The sequence below is a fragment of the Bacillus salipaludis genome (assembly GCF_030938565.1).
In the GTDB taxonomy this organism is placed as follows: Bacteria; Bacillota; Bacilli; order Bacillales; family Cytobacillaceae; genus Neobacillus; species Neobacillus salipaludis_A.
This window is the reverse complement of sequence record NZ_JAVGVR010000001.1, coordinates 5,554,818-5,576,188: the sequence shown is the minus strand read 5'-3', so window position 1 is coordinate 5,576,188 and position 21,371 is coordinate 5,554,818. Positions and strand designations below refer to the sequence as shown.

At 38.7% G+C, this 21,371-nt stretch carries 16 protein-coding genes and 1 other annotated feature; of the genes, 13 read left to right on the top strand and 3 right to left on the bottom strand.

Annotated elements, in window-relative coordinates:
- Positions 1-176: 176 nt before the first annotated feature.
- From RCG21_RS27780 to RCG21_RS27730, 11 genes are all read left to right on the top strand, one after another.
- On the top strand, positions 177-1,517 hold the full coding sequence (locus RCG21_RS27780; RefSeq protein ID WP_208025349.1) for an APC family permease: 1,341 nt from the start codon (positions 177-179) through the stop codon (positions 1,515-1,517).
- A 216-nt stretch (positions 1,518-1,733) separates the two neighbouring features.
- Positions 1,734-3,017 carry a Glu/Leu/Phe/Val family dehydrogenase gene (locus tag RCG21_RS27775; RefSeq protein ID WP_133334171.1) on the top strand — a complete coding sequence of 428 codons (1,284 nt, stop codon included), beginning with the start codon at positions 1,734-1,736 and terminating at the stop codon, positions 3,015-3,017.
- A gap of 267 nt (positions 3,018-3,284) precedes the next feature.
- Positions 3,285-3,581 (top strand): SAV0927 family protein, encoded by a 297-nt coding sequence (locus RCG21_RS27770; protein ID WP_026576834.1) that lies wholly within the window; start codon positions 3,285-3,287, stop codon positions 3,579-3,581.
- A gap of 13 nt (positions 3,582-3,594) precedes the next feature.
- Complete coding sequence (locus RCG21_RS27765) at positions 3,595-3,843, top strand: biotin/lipoyl attachment domain-containing protein (RefSeq protein WP_133334172.1); 249 nt, start codon at positions 3,595-3,597, stop codon at positions 3,841-3,843.
- A gap of 117 nt (positions 3,844-3,960) precedes the next feature.
- The gene (locus RCG21_RS27760) at positions 3,961-6,096 is read left to right on the top strand and encodes a sigma 54-interacting transcriptional regulator (RefSeq protein WP_308913967.1); all 2,136 of its coding nucleotides are present in this window, start codon (positions 3,961-3,963) and stop codon (positions 6,094-6,096) included.
- 275 nt (positions 6,097-6,371) lie between these two features.
- Positions 6,372-7,865, top strand: a complete 1,494-nt coding sequence (locus RCG21_RS27755) for an aldehyde dehydrogenase family protein (RefSeq protein WP_308913966.1) — start codon at positions 6,372-6,374, stop codon at positions 7,863-7,865.
- Positions 7,866-7,959: 94 nt separating this feature from the next.
- Entirely contained in the window at positions 7,960-9,330 is a 1,371-nt protein-coding gene (locus RCG21_RS27750; protein ID WP_133334175.1) for a putrescine aminotransferase, read from the top strand.
- A 48-nt stretch (positions 9,331-9,378) separates the two neighbouring features.
- Entirely contained in the window at positions 9,379-10,734 is a 1,356-nt protein-coding gene (gene gabT, locus RCG21_RS27745; RefSeq protein ID WP_133334176.1) for a 4-aminobutyrate--2-oxoglutarate transaminase, read from the top strand.
- 52 nt (positions 10,735-10,786) lie between these two features.
- Positions 10,787-12,205 (top strand): NAD-dependent succinate-semialdehyde dehydrogenase, encoded by a 1,419-nt coding sequence (locus RCG21_RS27740; protein WP_133334227.1) that lies wholly within the window; start codon positions 10,787-10,789, stop codon positions 12,203-12,205.
- Between the two features lie 202 nt (positions 12,206-12,407).
- On the top strand, positions 12,408-12,737 hold the full coding sequence (locus RCG21_RS27735) for a DUF3870 domain-containing protein (protein ID WP_308913965.1): 330 nt from the start codon (positions 12,408-12,410) through the stop codon (positions 12,735-12,737).
- A 111-nt stretch (positions 12,738-12,848) separates the two neighbouring features.
- Complete coding sequence (locus RCG21_RS27730) at positions 12,849-13,976, top strand: HAD family hydrolase (protein WP_308913964.1); 1,128 nt, start codon at positions 12,849-12,851, stop codon at positions 13,974-13,976.
- 37 nt (positions 13,977-14,013) lie between these two features.
- Here the strand turns inward: RCG21_RS27730 and serA are convergent, their stop codons facing one another.
- On the bottom strand, positions 14,014-15,657 hold the full coding sequence (gene serA, locus RCG21_RS27725; protein WP_308914305.1) for a phosphoglycerate dehydrogenase: 1,644 nt from the start codon (positions 15,655-15,657) through the stop codon (positions 14,014-14,016).
- Between the two features lie 62 nt (positions 15,658-15,719).
- Positions 15,720-15,931 (bottom strand) — a binding site (T-box leader).
- 266 nt (positions 15,932-16,197) lie between these two features.
- Between serA and RCG21_RS27720 the strand changes: the two genes are divergently transcribed.
- Positions 16,198-17,487 (top strand): homoserine dehydrogenase, encoded by a 1,290-nt coding sequence (locus RCG21_RS27720; RefSeq protein ID WP_308913963.1) that lies wholly within the window; start codon positions 16,198-16,200, stop codon positions 17,485-17,487.
- A 22-nt stretch (positions 17,488-17,509) separates the two neighbouring features.
- Positions 17,510-18,424, top strand: a complete 915-nt coding sequence (gene thrB / locus RCG21_RS27715; RefSeq protein ID WP_308913962.1) for a homoserine kinase — start codon at positions 17,510-17,512, stop codon at positions 18,422-18,424.
- Positions 18,425-18,448: 24 nt separating this feature from the next.
- Here the strand turns inward: thrB and RCG21_RS27710 are convergent, their stop codons facing one another.
- Together RCG21_RS27710 and RCG21_RS27705 are read right to left on the bottom strand one after the other, a co-directional pair.
- Positions 18,449-20,974: a bifunctional diguanylate cyclase/phosphodiesterase gene (locus RCG21_RS27710; RefSeq protein ID WP_308913961.1), complete on the bottom strand. Its 2,526-nt coding sequence runs from the start codon at positions 20,972-20,974 to the stop codon at positions 18,449-18,451.
- Positions 20,975-21,176: 202 nt separating this feature from the next.
- The gene (locus RCG21_RS27705) at positions 21,177-21,320 is read right to left on the bottom strand and encodes a hypothetical protein (RefSeq protein ID WP_165976240.1); all 144 of its coding nucleotides are present in this window, start codon (positions 21,318-21,320) and stop codon (positions 21,177-21,179) included.
- Positions 21,321-21,371: the final 51 nt, after the last annotated feature.

Below are 21,371 nucleotides of genomic sequence, written 5' to 3'. Positions count from 1 at the left end.
CTACCGATAGTAAGTGTTTTTTCTACTATTATTAGAGTAGAAATATTGGCATAAAAATTGCATTTTAGTATATTGAACTTTTTAAAAGTAAGGGGGAGTGAAAAATTAGTGAAAATCAAAAGGGTTATTTACCCGTTGAAAGCGGTTTAATTATTTAATTTTTGGGGGAATGATATGTGGAAAATACTGTACATTTAAAAAGGTCGCTCAAGTTATGGCAGATTGTCGTTATGGGGCTCTCTTATATGGCTCCCATGGCTGTTTTTGACACCTTTGGAATTGTATCTGGGGAAACAAATGGGCATGTTCCAACAGCTTATATCATTGCATTACTTGGAATGCTATTTACAGCTATAAGTTACGGAAAACTCGTTCGGGTTTTTCCAGAAGCTGGATCGGCGTATACGTACACACAAAAAGCAATTAACAGTCACTTGGGATTTCTTGTAGGCTGGTCATCTTTGCTGGACTACTTATTCTTGCCCATGGTCAATGCACTATTAACAAAACTATATTTAAATTCTTTATTCCCTTCCGTTCCTGATTTCATTTGGGTATTGATTTTTGTTGGAATCGTTACATTTTTAAACTTGCGAAGTGTTAATATTCTTGCAAATTTCAATGCATTTTTTGTATTTGTTCAAATAGCGATTATTATTGTATTTATCGTCCTTGTAATAAATGGATTGAATCATGGTGAGGGGCAGGGGACTGTATTCAATTTACAGCCTTTTTTTAAAGAAGGAATGAATGCCTCCCTTCTAGTTACCGGCGCAACAATTCTTTGCTTTTCTTTTTTGGGATTTGATGCGGTTACCACTCTTTCGGAGGAAACACCGGACCCGAAAAAAACAATTCCTAAAGCCATTTTGCTTACTGCATTATTCGGCGGCATTATCTTTGTTGTTACTTCCTTTTTTATTCAATTATTTTTCCCAGACATTTCAAGATTCAAAAATCCGGATGCAGCACTTCCGGAAATTGCACTTTTTGTTGGTGGGAAACTGTTCCAATCGATTTTCTTGTGCACCACTCTTGTAAATACTCTCGCTTCCGGCCTTGCATCTCAAGCCAGTATTTCACGGTTATTATACGTAATGGGGCGTGACAATGTATTTCCTGAAAAGTGGTTTGGATATATTCATCCAAAATATAGGACACCGGTCTTTAACGTGATCCTGGTAGGAGTGATTTCTCTTTCGGCTTGGTTCTTTGATTTAGTAACAGCTACTTCTTTAATTAACTTTGGTGCGTTAATGGCCTTTACATTTGTTAACCTTTCTGTCATAAGTCATTATGCATTCCGGAAAAAAATGCATCGAACGCCAAAAGGATTTTTCAATTATGTAATTATGCCATTAATTGGGGCCGGGACGGTTGGGGTTCTCTGGTTCAACCTTGAAGCCAGTTCTTTGATTATGGGATTAGCGTGGTTTACCATTGGGTTTACATATCTACTCTATTTAACGAAAGCTTTCCGTAATGCTCCGCCACAATTTAAGGCTGAAGAGGCCTAATATATGGTAGTTGAAAACGCATTCTAGCCAATCAGAATGCGTTTTTTGATTTTTCTGAAAAAATTATGCAAAATTGCATAACCTCAATCATTTTTTCATAATTTTCAAAAGCGCATAGCTGCTATGTATTAAAAAAACTCAGTAAAATAGCGGCTTTTTCAAGTTGGCACGGAACTTGCTAATACCTTTTATAAGAATAAAAAATGAGGTGTTAAAATGACAGTCAGTACACAGAAAAATGATACTAATTTAAAGGAACAGGATAATTCGCTTAATGAATTTCAAGAAACATTAAAGGAAGCGGCAAGCGTCCTAAATTATCCATCTCAAGTATTTGAATTTTTAAGTAAACCAATGAGATTTTTAGAGGTTAGTATTCCGATAACCATGGATAATGGGCAAACAAAGATTTTCCAAGGATACCGTGCTCAGCATAATGATGCACCTGGTCCAACTAAAGGCGGGATTCGTTTTCATCCAGATGTTACCCCTGAGGAGGTAAAGGCATTGGCCGGATGGATGAGTTTAAAATGCGGAATTACCGATCTTCCATATGGAGGGGCAAAAGGTGGAATTATTTGCGATCCGCGTGAGATGAGTTTAAATGAATTGGAAAAATTGAGCCGAGGCTATGTAAGAGCAGTAAGTCAAATTGTCGGACCAACAAAAGATATTCCGGCACCTGATATGTATACAAACTCTCAAATTATGGCCTGGATGCTGGACGAATATGACCATATCCGTGAATTTGACTCACCAGGATTTATTACCGGTAAGCCTATTGCCTTGGGCGGGTCCAAAGGCCGCGAAACAGCTACCTCTAAAGGTGTTTTATATACTTTACAAATGGTAAGTGAATTAAAAAATATGCCATTAAAAGATATGCGCGTAATTATTCAAGGTTTTGGTAATGTCGGAAGCTATTTAGCTAACTATTTATATGAATTGGGAGCAAAGGTAATCGGGATTGGAGACCTGCTTGGTGGGGTATATGATGAGAATGGTTTAGATATCCCTAACTTAATTGACAGTCGGGATTCATTTGGAATCGTCAGCAACCGTTTTAATCAAGCGATTACAAACCAAGAATTATTAGAAAAAGAGTGCGATGTTTTAATTCCTGCAGCGATTTCTGGTGTAATTAATAAACAAAATGCTCACAAGATTAATTGTAGTATTGTCATTGAAGCAGCGAACGGACCGACTACAAAAGAAGCGTTGAACATTCTTGATGAGCGGGATATTCTGGTTGTCCCTGATATCCTTGCAAATTCCGGCGGAGTTATTGTTTCCTATTTTGAATGGTGTCAAAACAATCAAGGCTACTACTGGAAAGAGGAAGAGGTTGACAGCCGCCTTAAGGAGAAAATCACCGATAGTTTTAAAAATGTATATAACACCTCAAAAAGATACAACGTCAATATGAAAATTGCTGCCTATATCGAAGGAATCCAGCGCTTGGCAGAGGCTTCAAGATTAAGAGGCTGGCTTAAATATTAAGCTTTGTTAAAGGACCATGTTGTTTTTGAACAACGTTGATTGGAGCGGAAGGCACGAAGACTCCTCGAAAATGCTACCGCATTTCCTTCGTGCGTGGGCGGATTCAAGGATGCAATTCAATGTCCTGTGGGAGTACGGGACAGGGGAGACCCGCAGGAGCGAAGCGACGAGGAGGCTCCCCGGACCGCCCGCGAACCGCTTGTGCCTGGAGCGGAAATCAACAACTAAGTTTAAAAGGCCAAATATAAAAGAAGGGGGATTTTTTTAATGAAATTAGAATTCTTATCTGAACAAAAGGAACAGCAGCTTCTCCACTATTTTTGTATTATTTCCAATAACCACCGCTATGATTTAACGATTGGTTACTCCGAGCATTTCTTTGGAAAAGCAATGGTCACCTCTTTGCAGACAGGAAACATGGTATTACTTTGTCAGGAAGATACCCCTAATGATGAATTTTGGGCATACAAATTAGGAATTGAACAAGAAGACATTCCTGAATTCTATGAATTTTTTGATCTTGTCTTACACACGCAATCTTTTCAGGAGCAATATGAACATTAGGAGGTTAGAAGGCATGGATTTTGATGTGGTTCTTAGCCCTGTATACGGAAAGATTGAAAAAGTTTCCATAAAGGGAGAATCCAGAATTTATGAGTGGGAACCATTATTTACAATCAAAACTGCAGAAGGTATCGTCGAAACGATTCAAACGGGAATAAGCGGAGAAATTCATTCATTGGAGGTTCAAGAAGGGGATCAAGTCATTCCCGGAATGGTCCTGGCATATGTTAAAGAAGATTTGTTCTTTACAGGAAGCGACTAACTTTTTAAAAAAAGGAAGATGGAAATTACATCTTCCTTTTAAGCATTTTTTTCTATTTGAAATTTTCTGTATTACGTGTAGTATAAGATTGACAAGGCTTTAAGGGGGATGTAATAGATGTTTTCCGTGGCAAAGGAAAAAATTAAGCCAATAATAGCAGTTGAAATCAGCGAGAATCAAGAAATAGTTGGATCTTCCATTAAAAACATCAAGGAACCCTTTTTATTCCTGAAAAAACAGGACAAATTATTTGCCTATGCGATAATGAATACACCATTACTTGAAAAGCTGGAAAGGCAAAATTTCGAGTTAGCGATTTTACTTGAGCATACAAAGTCAATTGAAAATGTCTGTTATTTAGGGGAACATATTTCATTACCCGTCCTATTTCAAATTGTCGGGGAACCATTTGCAATCATAAGAGGAGAGGATGGAATTCCGAGCGGCTACATTCTCAGGGAAGACATCCTGGCAGAGCTTTTTAAACAAGAAAATAAAAGTGTGGATTTATTAAAAATCATGCTTACCTCGATACCAATGGGGATGTTTGTTTTAGATAAAGAAAAACGAATCATCAATTGTAATGATGCTGGCTTAAAAATGATTAAATCAACCTCCGATCAGGTTTTAAATCTTCCGGCAGAAAATATTTTTAGCCGAGAGCACATTCAGAATGTTTTTGAAACCGGAAAAACGCTTCTAAATCATCTCGAAATTACCAACGGAACAGGGGTCCTCGTTGATTATAGTCCTATATTAAACTATGACCATGAAGTAGATGGAATCATCATCGTGGTACAAGATTTACCAATGGTTGAAGAAATGGCGATGGAAATTGAGCATATCAAGGATTTAAATAAAGACTTAAATGCCATTCTTTCGAGCATTTATGATGAGATACTAGTAGTAAATGCGAAAGGTGAATTAATCAGGTACAGCGAAAACATCATCCAGGACTTTTGGAAGGTAGATTTAAAAGAGTTGATTGGGAAAAATATGTTCCAGCTTGAGGACCAAGGGTTGTTCACTCCTTCTGTGACAAGGTTAGTTATGGAACGAAAGAAAAAGGTTTCTGTTGTTCAGGAAACGAAAAATGGAAGACGGATTCTTGCGGTTGGAAATCCTATTTTTAATGATGAAAATGAATTGGATCGTATCATAATTGCTTCTAGGGATATCACAGAAACTACTAAGCTGAAAAGCGAATTAAAAGAAATGAAAAAGATCTCAGAGCAGTATAAGAAGGAATTGGATACGTTTAAAAGTAAGGACCGCTTTTTAAAAAAGTTAATTTATTGCAGCCCGAAAATGGAAAAGATTATGGGGCAAGTAAAGAAAATTGCTGATTTTTCTTCCACTGTCCTGCTCAATGGGGAGTCCGGTGTCGGAAAGGAAGTTATTGCTCAAGCAATTCATCAGCTAGGAAAACGAGCGGAGTATCCATTTCTAAAATTGAATTGTGGTGCCATCCCGGAAAATTTATTGGAAAGCGAATTATTTGGATACGTAAAGGGTGCTTTTACAGGTGCCGATAAGAACGGAAAAGACGGATATTTCAAACAAGCGGATGGGGGAATCCTGTTTCTGGATGAAATTGGTGAAATGCCGATGCATCTGCAGGTAAAGCTGCTGCGAGTTCTTCAGGAGCAGGAGGTTATTCCTGTCGGCAGTACCACTCCGTTTAAGATCAATGTCCAAATCATTGCTGCTACAAATAAGAAATTAGAGAAAATGGTGGAGGAAGGTACCTTCCGAGAGGATTTATTTTACCGCCTGAATGTCATTCCAATTCATATTCCACCATTAAGAGAACGGGTTGAGGACATTTCGTTGCTTGCATTTCATTTTCTTCAGCAGTTAAATGAAAAATATGAGCGGAATTATCATTTAACACCGGATGCGATTAATGTGATGGAGTTTTATCCATGGCCAGGGAATGTAAGGGAATTGCAAAATATTATTGAAAGATTAGTTGTTTCTGCGGATGAGCAGGCTATTGATGCAGAATTTGTCAGCCAGTTTTTATCATTAGGCTATGAATATAAAAAAATGAAGCCTGTGATTACGAGAGTCATCCCTCTGCAGGAGGCAATCGATCAGGTGGAGGAACAGTTAATTGTCCTCGCTATGAAGCAATATAAAACAACAACCAAAGCAGCAAAGGCATTAGGAATCAGCCAGTCCTCCGTCAGCAGGAAATATCAAAAAATTGTAAGTGAGAAAAATCTAAATACCGAAAAATTATCCACATAATCACCAAAAGCTGCATCAGACCTAAAATCTGATGCAGCTTTTTTTATATATAGTATGGGTAAAAATTTTTGAACCAAAGTTGATTGGAGCGAAGCGCCTGAAGCGTAAATCAACCACCATGTTCAATAGGGCCTATGCAAAAAATAATAGGTTTATGCAAAAATGAATAGCTTTCTGTAAGGTAACTTGTTAAATCCTTTAATTAATAGGTTTTTAGAGTTGGCACGCTTCTTGCATTAATAGATAGTGAGGATTAATTAAGGAGGAAATTTCACATGGTCGAAATAAAAAACCGAGTTGCAAATCTAAAAATGTTTATTGATGGCGAATGGAAAGATTCTGAAAATCAAGAAACACGCCCAGTCATTAATCCAGCCAATGGTGAAGTGATTACCCATGCACCTGAGGGTACGGTCGCAGATGCACGCACGGCAATCTTTGCTGCCCGCAGAGCCTTTGAAGAGGGAGTATGGTCTGGATTATCAGCACAGGAAAGAGCCTCCTATTTATTTAAAATTGCTGACAAAATTGATGAGTATGCAGAAGAATTAACTCAGCTTGAAACAATGGACAATGGTAAAACCTTAAGAGAAGCTGGGGGCGATATTGGTGATGCAGCTGCTTGTTTCCGTTACTATGCAGGGTTGATTACTAAACCGGATGGCTTTACCTACCATGTAGCAGATCCAATGCAGGCAATGGTAGTCCGTGAACCTGTCGGCGTTTGCGGCTTAATAGTTCCGTGGAATTATCCATTACTAATGAGTGTTTGGAAAATTGCTCCAGCATTAGCTGCAGGAAATACAATTGTCTTTAAACCATCTGAAGTAACTCCGGTAACTCCGAAAAAATTATTTGAAATTTTTGAAGAAATCGGTTTGCCAAAAGGTGTTGCCAATATGGTCATGGGAGCGGGGGCAGTTGTTGGAAATGAAATTGCTTCTCATCCTGAAGTAGACATGGTTTCGTTTACCGGCGGCACGAAAACAGGAAAACATATCATGAAAACTGCGGCAGATACCATGAAAAAGGTTTCTTTGGAGCTAGGTGGTAAATCACCAAATATTATTTTTGCAGATGCTGACTTTGAAACCGCTGTAGATTGGGCATTATTTGGAATTTATTGTGGTACAGGTCAGGTGTGTTCGTCTGGATCAAGAATTCTTGTCGAAGAAAGCATTTATGATAAGTTTGTTGACCGTTTTGTCGAAAGAGCGAAGCAAATTAAAGTTGGTCCAGGGAATAATCCTGATTCAGAAATGGGACCACTTGTCAGCCAGCAACACATGGAAAAAGTTCTTCATTATATTGACCTTGGAAAACAAGAAGGTGCAAAGATTGCATGTGGTGGTAACAGAATTGTTGATAATGGTCTAGAAAATGGCTATTTTGTTGAACCAACTGTTTTTGTTGATGTAAACAATGATATGAAAATTGTTCAAGAGGAAATCTTTGGTCCCGTTGTTTGTATTCAAAAATTCAAGGATGAAGCTGAAGCGATCCAACTTGCTAATAGCACTGTTTACGGCCTTGCTGGTGCTGTATTCTCAACCGATGGAGCAAAGGCTTTACGAGTGATTAAAAAGGTTCGTTCCGGAATTACCTGGATTAACGCTTACCACCCAACTTACAACGAAGCACCGTGGGGCGGTTATAAACAAAGCGGTATCGGAAGAAGTCTTGGAACATTCGGTCTTGAAGAATTCCAAGAGATTAAACAAATTAATATTAACCTGCAGGTTGAACCAATCGGCTGGTTTTCAAACTAATTTTGAAAAGTGAAAGCGCCCGTTTTAGGGCACCGGAACTTGAAAAATATATATACAAAATTCAAATATTTATAACTAACAAGGAGAGATAAACATGAGTATCGATTTTAAAAGTGAAGTAAAAAGTGAAAAGAATCAAAATGTAACCGAATATATTAACAAGGTTTTAAATTTAATAGAAAAAGAAGATATTACGCAAGAAGATGCAGCTTGGATTACAAAAGAAACCCTTGATGGTTTCCGTGAAAATGTCAACCCTGGATTCCTTGAATACCGTAAAACCGTTACTGAAGGAGGTCAATTCGCTGCAGTAGAATGGTCTGATAGCGGTGCTGGCTTTAAAGATGTTAATGGTAAAGAATATATTGACTGTCTTGGCGGCTTTGGAATTTACAATGTTGGACACCGTAATCCAAAGGTTGTAAAGGCGGTTACTGATCAATTAAAACGCCAAGCCCTTCACAGCCAGGATCTTCTTGATCCACTTCGTGCAATGCTGGCAAAAATTTTAGGTGAAATTACCCCTGGTGATTTGAAATATGCTTTCTTTACAAATAGTGGTACAGAAAGTGTCGAGGCAGCTTTAAAACTTGCAAAAATGTACAGTGAGAGAACGACTTTTATCTCTACTACTCGCGCGTTCCATGGAAAGAGCCTTGGTTCATTATCCGGAACAGCGAAAGGAATGTTCCGTAAGCCATTCCTTCCATTAATTCCTGGTTTCCGTCACGTTCCATTTGGCGATATCGACATGATGAGAAAAACGTTTGAAGTTTGTGCATCAGTCGGGGAAGATGTGGCAGCTGTTATTCTTGAGCCTATCCAAGGTGAAGGCGGAATTATCCTACCTCCAGAAGGCTATTTAAAACAAGTAAGAGAGCTTTGTGACCAATATGGCGCATTACTCATTTTCGACGAAGTACAAACAGGTATGGGCCGTACAGGTAAAATGTTTGCGGCTGAATTATATGATGTAGTACCAGATATCATCTGTCTTGCAAAAGCGTTTGGCGGCGGTGTAATGCCAGCTGGTGCGATCGTGGCAAAAGAGGAAGTGTTCAAAAGCTGGTTCGCTAATCCATTTATGCATACAACAACATTTGGAGGAAACCCGCTTGCTTGTGCTGCAGCCATTGCTACAATCGGTGTGTTAATTGAAGAGAATTTACCACAGCGTGCAGCTGAGGCTGGAGAATACTTCCTTGCTGAGTTGAAAAAAGCAACGGTTGGCCATGAAGATAAAGTACAAGAAATCCGTGGTCAAGGCCTAATGATTGGCATCGAATTCCATAAGGATGAGATCGGTTATGAGGTGTCAAAAGGAATGTTTGATAACGGTATCCTTGTTGCAGGAACATTGATTAACTCAAAAACCATTCGTATTGAACCTGCTTTAACAATCAGCTATGAAGAAATCGATAAAGTTGTCAGCACCTTTAAGCAAGTGCTAGCTCAAGTGAAATAACATCGTTTAGACTAAGGGATATGTTTTTTTAAGGGGGAGCAAAAAGACGTGGAAAAGAAATATGTTAAGCTCCAAACATCCATTCCAGGACCAAAATCACAGGAACTATTAGAGCGTCGAAACCAATATGTTCCTAAGGCGATTAGCAATAATATTCAATCCTTTGTGAAAAAAGCACAGGGTGCAATCGTGGAGGATGTTGATGGAAATATTTATATTGATTTTGCAGGGGCGATTGGAACATTAAATGTCGGTCATTCCCATCCGAGGGTGGTAAGAGCCCTTCAGGAACAAGCAAGTCAATTTATTCATACAGGGTTTAATGTCATGATGTACGAATCCTATATCAAGCTTGCGGAGAGACTCTGCAAGCTTGCCCCTGGCAATTTTGCAAAGCAGGCAGCCTTTTTTAACAGCGGTGCGGAAGCCGTTGAAAATGCAGTTAAAATTGCAAGGAAATATACGAAACGACAAGGAATCATCTCTTTCACAAGGGGTTTTCATGGCAGAACGTTAATGACGATGACTATGACAAGCAAGGTTAAGCCGTATAAATTTGGTTTTGGCCCATTTGCACCGGAAGTTTACAAAGCGCCATACCCTTATGTTTATCGCCGTCCTGATGGGATGAGCGAGGAACAATACAGTAAGATGATTATTGAGCAATTTGAACAGTTTTTAGTTTCTGAAGTTGCCCCTGAAACAATTGCAGCAGTTGTTATGGAGCCGGTCCAAGGTGAAGGCGGATTTATTGTTCCTGATATTGCCTTTGTAGGGCGTGTCCGAGAAATTTGCGATCAATATGGCATTTTATTTGTAGCTGACGAAATTCAAACTGGATTTGCCCGAACAGGTAAATATTTTGCCATTGAACACTTTGGGGTTGAACCGGACTTAATCACTATTTCTAAATCGATGGGGGCAGGGGTGCCAATCAGTGGTGTGATCGGTCGTGCCGAAATTATGGATGCCGCTGAAGTCGGTGAAATTGGCGGCACATATTCAGGCAGTCCGCTTGGATGCCGTGCTGCACTAACCGTTTTGGATATTATTGAAAGTGAAAATCTTAATGAGCGTGCCGAGAAGTTAGGAAATAGAGTTGTAGAGAGAATGCAAATCCTTGCTGAGCGCTTTGACTGTATTGGCGATGTCCGTGGTCTTGGTGCCATGTGTGCAATGGAAATTGTGAAGGATAAGCAGCTAAAAACTCCTGATAAGGAAACGGTTGGAAAAATCGTCAAAGCTGCAGGAGAAAGAGGGCTTTTATTATTAAGCGCGGGAATTTTTTCTAACGTTATTCGTATCCTAATGCCGTTAACCATCACGGATGAACAGCTTGAAGAGGGTCTCAAAATTCTTGAGGAATCCATGGAATCGGTATTTGCCATTGATCCGGCCCTGTAAAATCGGAGGTAAATGAATGGAAAGAGTAGAAAAAAAGTATCAAATTTATCCGATGTATATAGATGGAAATTGGATTGGAAATGATTCTGAGATTTTTACTGAAATCGTGAATCCGGCAACAAAGGAAGTTGTCGGTGCTGTCCCAACTGGTGGAGCCTATGAAGCAATTAAAGCAGTTGATGCAGCTCATACCGCATTTCAAACCTGGTCAAAAAAGACAGCCGATGAGCGTTATCAAATATTAATGAAATGGCATTATTTAATTGAAGAAAATAAACATGAGATTGCTAGAATCATGACAATTGAGCAAGGAAAACCTCTTAAAGAAGCATTGGGAGAAGTGGTTTACGCCAATGGATTTATTTCTTGGTATGCTGAAGAGGGAAAAAGAATTTACGGGGAAACGATTCCTGCATCACATCCAAATAAGCGGATCCTTGTTCGAAAAGAACCTGTCGGGGTTATTGCGGCCATTACGCCTTGGAATTTCCCGGCTGCGATGATTACGAGAAAAGTCGGTCCTGCGCTAGCTGCAGGCTGTACAGCCGTTGTAAAACCGGCCAATCAAACACCGCTTACAGCATTAAAATTGGCTGAGCTTGCCCATGAGGCAGGGGTACCTAAGGGAGTTATAAATGTCGTAACCGGAAGATCTTCAGAAATTGGTGATGTTTGGTTAAAGGATTCTCGTGTAACGAAAATTACCTTTACCGGTTCGACAGAAGTTGGGAAAACATTGATGCGTGGAGCTGCTGACACAGTTAAAAAGGTATCACTTGAACTTGGTGGAAATGCTCCATTTATCGTTATGGATGATGCCGACTTAAGAAAAGCGGCTGCGGGTCTAGTGCAATCCAAATTCCGTAATGCCGGACAGACCTGTATATGTACGAACCGTGTCTATGTTCAGGAAACAGTCGCAAATCAATTTGTTGATTTGTTCCAAAATGAATTAGAAAAATTAAAGGTCGGTAATGGTTTAGATGAAGGAATCGATGTTGGTCCATTAATTGATCAAGCCGCTTTATCAAAGGTTGAAACACTTGTTGAGGACGCAGTAAATAAGGGTGGAAAAATTGCTTTTAGCGGTGTAAAACCAGCTGAAGAAAACGGATATTTCTACGCTCCAACCATCATAACAAATATTAATGATGAGATGGAATGTATGCGGGATGAAATTTTTGGGCCGCTTGCCCCTATTGCAACCTTCAAAACGGAAGAGGAAGTTATTGATCGTGCAAATGACTCTATTTATGGACTAGCAGCCTATGTATATACACAAAATTTAAGCCGTTCCTTTAGAATAACCGAACAGCTTGAATATGGAATTATAGGTTTGAATGATGCCTTACCATCGACAGTCCAAGCGCCATTTGGTGGATTTAAGGAAAGCGGCCTTGGCAGAGAAGGCGGTCATTACGGGATTGATGAGTATTTAGAGGTTAAATATATTTCAATTGGTATAGATTAAGTCTTTTATAAGTAAATATTTTATAGGAACTGCCTAATTTATTTATCCCTCCTTTTCAAAGGACTTCAAATAAAAGCCAGTAAAACCTTCAGTGATGATTTTGTCATTGATAGTTTTATTGGCTTTTTTATCGAATTTAGGAGGAAAATGACGAAGCTGTGTTTAATATAATATGAAAAGATATATAGAGATGGGTGAAATTATGGCGGGCTTAAATACTTATTTTTTGGCAGGGCACTCCCGTTTGCCTCAAGGAATGGCGGCACAAAATGTATTTGAATCTTTAACGATTACTGTGGAAATCGATAAAAAATACGGTGTGATTATTGAAGCCTCCTGTACGCTTGCTACAGAACATGGCAGGCATTATGTCCAGCAAATTCTGAAAGGGCATTGTCTTCAGGATGGAATTGAGGATATAGTTGAAATTTTTAAGAATGATTATCGCGGAAAAGCCGCAAATGCATTAATTGCTGCTATAAAAGATTTGTATAATCAATATATTAGTCATGAAAACTCATTGCCTATTTAATGGGAAAAGGTCATGCTGCTTAATTTAGCACATGGCTTTTATTTTCTTTAAAAAATATGGGCTGCTGTGGTACGATAAAGGATAAAAGCGCAGGAAGAAGAGGGACTGTAAATGGTAAAAACAATTCTTTTTGATGTCGATGGAGTTCTATTAAGTGAGGAGCACTATTTTGATGCCTCAGCACTGACGGTTTGGGAACTGTTAATCAGCAAAAATTATTTAGCTTTATCACCTGAGTTGTTTAAAATAAGCTATACAGAATCTGAGATTCAACAGATTCGTACACAGGTGTTTGAGAATGACCAAGTATTAAAGCTTCAAAAATCACGCGGTCTAAATGCAAACTGGGATATGATTTATTTAACCTTTTGCTGCCAGCTCATTCATCTATTTGAACAAATTATCGATAGTGAACATGAAAAAATCAATCAGTGGCTCAAAGCCCCAATTTCAAGGGATACTTTAGTAGAAATGGGACAGGTTTTAAGCCAATATCAGGTTCAAATGAATTTCGCTTTATTTACTGAAGAGTTTGAACGGTCACATGCCGTTAAACAAGAGCTTTTAGGGTACCTAAATGTACTAGCAAAAGAAAAGCTAGGAGTCGAAACGTCTATTTTTGATAAGGACCGGACGCTTTGGTCCGTTTGTGAACATGTATCCCAGGAATGGTATGTTGGAGATGAAAATGTATTAGAATCTACGGGGAGACCCTCCGTTCAGCTAGGTAAAGAAGGATTTCTAGCAAATGAAACAACGTTAGCACCAAAAAAGGATATTGCCGAGTTTTTCAGTTTCCTAAAAAATTCCGGATATAAGATTGGAATTGGAACTGGTAGGCCTGCCCTAGAAACGATATTGCCTTTTCAGCATTTAGATTGGTTAAAATCCTTTGATGAAAAGCATATTGTTACAGCTGATGACGTGTTAATTGCGGAGAAGGAGTTCCCTCAAGAAGGGTCCTTGTCTAAGCCGCATCCATACACCTATATATTGGCTGAACAGGGGAAAGGGGCTTCTCTAATCGATTATTTGAATACCCCGCTGCCACTTGAAAACAGGGAAGAGATCTTAGTTGTTGGAGATTCGTTAGCAGACCTTTTAGCGGCAAGAACCATCGGATGCAAATTCGCTGCCGTTTTAACCGGATTATCTGGAAAAGATGCAAGAAGTGAATTTGAAAAGCATGAGGCGGATTATATTTTGGATTCGGTGCTAGATGTAAAGAGTATATTGTGATAAAAGGGATGGCAGCTTTGCCATCCCCATTTTAATATTACAATAAGCTTTCTACTTTCTGCGGGTCTATCTGCCCTGGTTCAGATGGAATGAAATTCTCTAACTCTAGCAATTGCACCTCTTCGATGCCGACGGTTAGGTTCAAGGCTTGCAGAACATTTGTATTCAGGGTTTTATCGAGGGTTAGGACCATGATGGCCTCGCCTCCGACTGCAGCTCTACCTACCTGCATCGTGCCGATATTGATTTCATAGTCGCCAAGAAGAGAACCTACTTTGCCAATCATACCAGGAACGTCCTTATGTTTAATATATAATAGATGTTCCTCCGGCTTTACATCAATCCGATATTGGTTAATCTTCACAATCCTTGCACCGTAGCCATTTAGGACCGTTGCACCAATTTTAGCCTTTTCATCACCTTGGGAAATTGTCAGCTCCATATAATTCGCGAACCCTTTATTAGTAGCATTTTTTTGCACATTATAGGAAACACCTTGTTCCTTTAGAAGGTGCAGTGCATTAATTAGATTGACAGAATCGCTTAAATGATAGGAAAGAATTCCTTTTATCATGATACGATTTAATAATTCTGTGTCTTCTTCAATTAGGTCCCCGTAATAATTGATTTCAATTTTAGCAGGGGCTTTTTTAAATAATTGAACGACAAGCTGGCCAATTTGATCCCCAAGCGCTAAATATGGCTGCATTTTTGCCTGAGTTTCCCCTGACATTTGCGGCATGTTTACGGCATGATGGACCGACTGCGATTCAAAAATTTCAATGATTTCAGCGCTGACCTCTTGTGCAACCTTTTCCTGTGCTTCTACTGTAGAAGCTCCTAAATGCGGTGTCACGATAATATTTGGATTTTGCAATAATTCAGGGTCTGACACTGGTTCCTTTTCAAAAACATCCAGTGCCGCTCCCGCCACATGACCGGATTGAACTGCACGAACCAACGCCTTTTCATCAATAATTCCACCGCGAGCGCAATTGATTAAGCGGACGCCTTTTTTGGTTTTTTGTAAATATTCCTCATTAATAAGTCCTTTTGTATCGTTTGTCAAAGGGGTATGGATGGTAATAAAGTCTGATTCCCCGGCAACTAGGTCAAGGCTGGCTTTCGTAATCCCTAATTTTTTCGCTCGATCATCAGTTAAATAGGGGTCAAAACCTAAAATGTTCATTCCAAAGCTTTTAGCCCGTTTTGCCACTTCTGCTCCGATTTTACCCATTCCGATTACACCAAGGGTTTTCTTATACAATTCAACCCCTTTAAATGAGTTGCGATCCCATTCGCCGGAAGAGGTTTTTTGGTGTGCCTGTGGAATTTTTCTTGCTAAAGAAAGCATCATCGCTAAGGTATGTTCTGTAGCTGCAATGGTATTTGCGCCTGGTGCGTTAATAACAATAATCCCTTTGCGAGTGGCGGCATTCACATCGATATTATCTACACCTACACCTGCCCTTGCTATAACCCGAAGCCCGCTAGCTTCTTGAAGCAATTCTTCGGTAACTTTTGTTTGACTGCGGACAATCAAGGCATCATACATACCAATAATCTTTTTTAATTCTTCCGTTGGCAGTGTTGGCTGTCTGTCCACAATAAAATGGGGATGATCAAATAATGCCTTTAAGCCTGTATCGCTAATTCCATCGGTAACCAGTACTTTATACATATCCATTCATTCCTCCCAGTTTAAAATAAAAAATCCCTCATAACAGACAGTTGTGTCGTGTTATGAGGGACGTGATCAACCGTGGTGCCACCCTCTTTTGCTGCATAGATTTCATACAGCCTCAACATGTTAACGGTTTTTACCGGGCAGGCCTACATACTATTTCGGCGTGCCAGTTCAGAAGTGCTGGGTATGTTAAGAAAGGACACCGGTTCACAGCAGCCACCGGCTCTCTGAAGTCCCTTATTAATACCGTCTTCATCATCACTATTTTAAATTGAATACAATTTTTTTGTGTGAATTTATTGAATATTCTACATCCATATGTTTAGAATTGTAAAGAGCTAATGGAAATATTTTCTGAATAATCTTATTAAAATTTTTTCCCAAAAGTTATATGCCTTGTGTGATAAGGCGGAGAGCGATTAAAATTATATTTTAACAGAACACATCTATTGTAAAAAGATTTAGAGAATTATATAATGTCTACTATACAAATACATTTGTGCATTTAGGGTGGACTTTTAGGAGGGGAAAGTAATGAAAGCTATCTCAATTGGATTATTAGGTTTAGGAACAGTGGGATCTGGTGTGGTACAAATCATCAAAAATCATCAAGACAAATTAATGCATCAGGTTGGATGTCCTGTTGAAATAAAAAAAATACTTGTAAACGACTTACATAAAACGAGGTCTGCTGAGATCAATACGCAAGTTTTAACAAATAACCCTGATGATATTCTTCAAGACCCGGAAATCGATGTGGTAATTGAGGTAATGGGTGGAGTAGAAGAAACGAAAAAATATTTGCAAAGTGCACTTCAGAGTGGCAAGCATGTAGTCACTGCAAATAAAGATTTGATGGCTCTTCACGGTTCCGAATTATTAAAGCTAGCCTCGGAAAATGGCTGCGATTTGTTTTACGAAGCCAGTGTTGCAGGGGGAATCCCAATTTTAAGAGGCTTAGTTGACGGGCTTGCATCCGATCGAATTACTCAATTAATGGGGATTGTAAACGGTACAACGAATTTTATTTTAACAAAAATGAGCTCTGAAGGACTTGCCTACGAGGATGTCTTAAAAGAAGCCCAAGAGCTTGGATTTGCTGAGGCGGATCCAACTTCAGATGTTGAAGGATTAGATGCTGCACGTAAAATGACTATCCTTGCTACATTAGGTTTCTCCATGCATATTGACCTTGAGGATGTAAAAGTCAGTGGAATTACTCAAATAACTGAAGAAGATCTGCGGTATGGTAAGCAGATGGGGTATACAATGAAACTGATTGGGAATGCTCATCGCGAGGGTGAAAAAGTAGAAGTGAGCGTTCAGCCAACCTTTTTATCTAATAATCATCCGCTTGCATCTGTGCAAAATGAGTACAATGCGGTATATGTTTACGGCGAGGCTGTAGGTGAGACGATGTTCTATGGACCTGGGGCAGGGAGCCTGCCAACAGCAACAGCGGTTGTTTCCGATTTAGTGGGTGTGATTAAAAACTTAAGACTTGGTGTTAACGGAAGAAGTGCGGTGGCACCACAATATCCGAAACGACTGAAGGATGACTCGGAAAAGTATTCGAAATACTTCCTACGTATTCATGTGCAGGACGAAGTTGGCGTATTTGCTGAGATTACCTCGATTTTTGCTAAATATGGTGTCAGTTTTGAAAAAATCCTTCAGATGCCGGTAACAAAAAATGAAACCGCAGAAATTGTTTTAGTGACGCATCAGGCTTCTTTAACCGACATTGAGGATATTTTAGTAGAGTTAAAGGATTTATCTGCAGTTAAGGAAGTTAAGAGTTCGTACAAAGTGGTTAGAAAATAGAGAATAAAGGAGCTGTCTGTTGATGACCCTCGATAACAGAGTACAAATCAAAGTTCCAGCAAGTTCTGCAAACTTGGGTCCAGGATTTGATTCCATTGGAATTGCTGTCGATTTATATTTAACGTTAGAAGTAGAACAAAGTAATCATTGGGAATTTATTGCGGAAACTGAGGAATTAAGTCAATTCCCCAACAATGAGGAGAATTTCATGTGTCAAGTGGCCCTTAAGGTTGCTTCGAAATATGGAAAGACCCTGACGCCATGTAAAGTGAAAATTAATAGTGAAATTCCATTAGCCCGTGGACTTGGTTCAAGTGCTTCGGCGATTGTTGCAGCGATTGAATTAGCTGACTTTGTTGGAAATCTTGGGCTGGATACCCGTGAGAAGTTATTGCTTGCAACTGAGATGGAGGGGCATCCAGATAATGTTGGAGCATCGCTATATGGGGGATTGGTTGTGGGATGTTATCACCATAATGAAGTGGACCTTGTGTCATTTCCCAATCTGGCGTTTGAAATGATCGCTGTTATTCCGAATGAAGAATTATTAACAAAGGATTCGCGTGGAGTTTTACCGGAAGTGCTTCCTTATTCGGAGGCAATTCAAGCCTCTGCAACCGCAAATGTATTAGTTGGTGCCCTTCTTAGTCAAAATTGGGAGCTAGCGGGAAAAATGATGGAGTCCGATTTATTCCATCAGCCATACCGAAAACAGCTGATTCCTTTTTATTCTGAAATTGAGGTAGCAGCTAAAGAAAATGGTGCCTTTGGAGTGGCTTTAAGCGGGGCAGGCCCAACAATGCTTTGTTTTGCAGAAAAAGGGAAAGGCAGAAAAGTTGCTGAATCACTTCAACAAACCTTTTCAGCCATGTCCGTGAAACTTTTAAACATTGATGATACTGGGAGCAATGTTTATAATTTAGAATGTGCAAAATAAAAAGGGCAGCCTAGCTGCCCTTTTCTAGTTTTTTAGAAAATCCTCAAATGCTTCTTTACTTAGTGGTTTACTAAACAAATACCCTTGCATCTGAATACAATCTTTTGATCGTAAGAATTCCTTTTGGTAATCCGTTTCTACACCTTCGGCAATTACATCTAAATGAAGCCCTCGGGCCATATTAATAATCGCCTCCGGAATCTCTGTATTGACAAGATTCTTGGTAATATTTTGAATAAAAGATTTATCAATTTTTAACGTGTTAATCGGCAAGTTTTTTAAATAACTTAGGGATGAGTACCCTGTACCAAAATCATCAATGGAAATGGCTATACCCATGTTTTGGAGTGATTGCAGCGATTGAACAAGTTCCTTTGAATTTGTAAGAAGAATACTTTCCGTAATTTCGATTTCGAAATTCTTTGGATCTAATTTACTTTCCTGCAAGATTTCCTTAACGTGTTTTACCATATTAAGAGGCTCCTGAAATTGCCTTGCTGAGAAATTTACTGAAATGTTTAATGACTGATGATATTTCGTATTCCATTCACTTACTTGGTGACATGCTTTCTTCATGACGATTTCCCATAGAGATTGAATTAATCCGGTATCCTCTGCAATCGGTATGAAAACCTCGGGAGAGACAAAGCCTAATTCTTCATCCGTCCATCTTAATAATGCTTCTGCTCCGTAAATAGTTTCCGTTTGAACATTCATTTTTGGCTGATAGTGGACCTCTATTTTTTGACTTTCGATTGCTTTTCTTAGCCGTGATTCCAATCTTGGCCGTTCTTGATTCATATTGCTAATTTGTTCATTAAAAATAACGACTCGGTTACCGCCCAATTTTTTAGCTGAGTACATCGCCATATCAGCATAAATGATCAAGGTATCTAGATTATTTGTGTGCTCAGGATACATACTGATACCACAGCTGGCACTTAGATACACTTCAATTCCAGCAATTGAGTATGGCTTTTTTAGAGTATTAATGATTTCTTCTGCAACTGCTTTTGATGCTTTCACATCCAGATTATTCATCAGAATGATAAATTCATCGCCGCCTTGTCTTGTAATGATGTGATTATCCTCAGGCAGGCATTTTTGGATTCGATTTGCTACGATTTTCAGTAACTCATCCCCTTTGTTATGTCCAAAGGAGTCATTAACATGTTTGAAACGATCCAAATCAATAAATAAAACCGATACAGTTTCGCCTTTTTCATTTGCTTGATTAATAATAGGTTGTAGCTTTTCTTGAAAGTATCTTCGATTGGTCAAACCGGTTAGCGGGTCGTGATACGCTTGGTATTCAATTAGTTTTTTACTCTGGTTTAAATCATTTACATAGTGTTGTAAATGATTTGATAAAGCGTTCACGTTTTCTGTCAGAAATCCAAGCTCATCTTTACGATTTAAATGTAACTTTTTACCAAAGTTACCTTGGGCAATTTCATTCACTTGTTCAACAATGTAACCAATTGGTTTAGTAATGGAACGTGAAAAAATAAAACTAATAATCAGAACAACAATCATAATCACAATAGAAAGCATAATGTGAACTTTTAACTCGTGTAACAATTCACTCTGGATAAGGCCATAATCATAAACAAGGCAAATCACATAGGGTTGATCAAGTTTCGTTTTTACCGGAACAAATGTCTTCATGACAGATTTGTCTTTTAGATTGTCTTTATAGGACTGTACTTTATTTGTTTGTATAGCTTTTCTAACAAATTTGGTATCTACATTAATATTTGGGTACTTCTCGTAAGAACCATACCATTTTGGCTCGGCAGAAATCCGGGTATAATCATTTCCATTTAAATGAACCTCTTCTTTCTTTTTGCCAAAATTCTTTGGATTCAAAACAGACATTTCCAGGATACCTGGTTCTTTTGTAAAGTTCTCAATAATTTTCCCTGGACCAAAACGCTCTTCGTATTCAAGAACTTTATGGTCTCGGAAATAGGGTTCAATTATATAATTGGTTGTACCATCATAGTAATAGCCCCATTTATCAATATGATCGGGATTAGATGAGGCTTTCTCCATTGGGCCTGACCAATAATAGGGTAAGGAGAGCCCTTTTTTTACAGTTACAGGCTTTAAGGAAAAAAGCTGCAGGTAGGCATCATACCAATAGCCCCACCCTTTTGTTCCCATATTAATTTCTTTTGGGTCAGAGGATCTGACACCAACAACATCATCCTTTGTCTTGGCTAAAAGTGTAATGTGGGAAACTCTTAATTCCTTTGCAAGTTCTTTTAGCTGTTCATTTGTTACATCTTGGTATCGTGGTGGAAGAGCCTTTCTTATCGCGATGGAGGCAATTCTCAGCTCTCTTGCAAGGATGTCTTCCACATATTCTGATCCCTGTTTAGTATTTTCAACTTGAACAGAAACTTCTTTGGTGATCATGGCGATTTCCTTTTCATTATAGTCAAGTAGTTGATTTTTTGACCGAATATAATGAAAGGCATTATTAGCAACTAAGATGATAAATACAATAAGACAAAAAATTAATGGAAGTTTCTTTTTAATCGACAATGAAGCAACACTCCAATTACATAAACATTTTGAAGAATTTTGGAATTTAGTATTTTCCTTGTGTAAAAATATGTTTATTTTGCTTACAGAATATCATAATCACATTATAAAAGTAATGAGTAAAAACAGGAGAATGAGCCTGGGGAACATTATGAGGAGGCAACTTACAAAAAGAGAATTCAGCAGCGAGGCTGCTGAATTATTACCCATTTAATCCATGTAACCACTCTTGGTAGCATTCATGACAAAGTGTTTCATCTCGTTCAACATTGGAAGTCACGAAGGTTACGTTGTGATGCTGATCTTGTTCAATATCATTTGTACAATAAAAACATTTTTCACTCATTTTTTCCACCTCGTTAATTTTGAATGAGTTTAGTTTTTACATTTTTTGTGT

Bases quoted from the DNA above. Each gene is read 5' to 3' on its own strand.
- RCG21_RS27775 (WP_133334171.1), top strand. From the start codon at position 1,734: ATGACAGTCAGTACACAGAAAAATGATACTAATTTAAAGGAACAGGAT.
- RCG21_RS27770 (WP_026576834.1), top strand. From the start codon at position 3,285: ATGAAATTAGAATTCTTATCTGAACAAAAGGAACAGCAGCTTCTCCAC.
- RCG21_RS27765 (WP_133334172.1), top strand. From the start codon at position 3,595: ATGGATTTTGATGTGGTTCTTAGCCCTGTATACGGAAAGATTGAAAAA.
- RCG21_RS27760 (WP_308913967.1), top strand. From the start codon at position 3,961: ATGTTTTCCGTGGCAAAGGAAAAAATTAAGCCAATAATAGCAGTTGAA.
- RCG21_RS27755 (WP_308913966.1), top strand. From the start codon at position 6,372: ATGGTCGAAATAAAAAACCGAGTTGCAAATCTAAAAATGTTTATTGAT.
- RCG21_RS27750 (WP_133334175.1), top strand. From the start codon at position 7,960: ATGAGTATCGATTTTAAAAGTGAAGTAAAAAGTGAAAAGAATCAAAAT.
- RCG21_RS27740 (WP_133334227.1), top strand. From the start codon at position 10,787: ATGTATATAGATGGAAATTGGATTGGAAATGATTCTGAGATTTTTACT.
- RCG21_RS27735 (WP_308913965.1), top strand. From the start codon at position 12,408: ATGGCGGGCTTAAATACTTATTTTTTGGCAGGGCACTCCCGTTTGCCT.
- RCG21_RS27730 (WP_308913964.1), top strand. From the start codon at position 12,849: ATGGTAAAAACAATTCTTTTTGATGTCGATGGAGTTCTATTAAGTGAG.
- serA (WP_308914305.1), bottom strand. From the start codon at position 15,657: ATGTATAAAGTACTGGTTACCGATGGAATTAGCGATACAGGCTTAAAG.
- RCG21_RS27720 (WP_308913963.1), top strand. From the start codon at position 16,198: ATGAAAGCTATCTCAATTGGATTATTAGGTTTAGGAACAGTGGGATCT.
- thrB (WP_308913962.1), top strand. From the start codon at position 17,510: ATGACCCTCGATAACAGAGTACAAATCAAAGTTCCAGCAAGTTCTGCA.
- RCG21_RS27705 (WP_165976240.1), bottom strand. From the start codon at position 21,320: ATGAGTGAAAAATGTTTTTATTGTACAAATGATATTGAACAAGATCAG.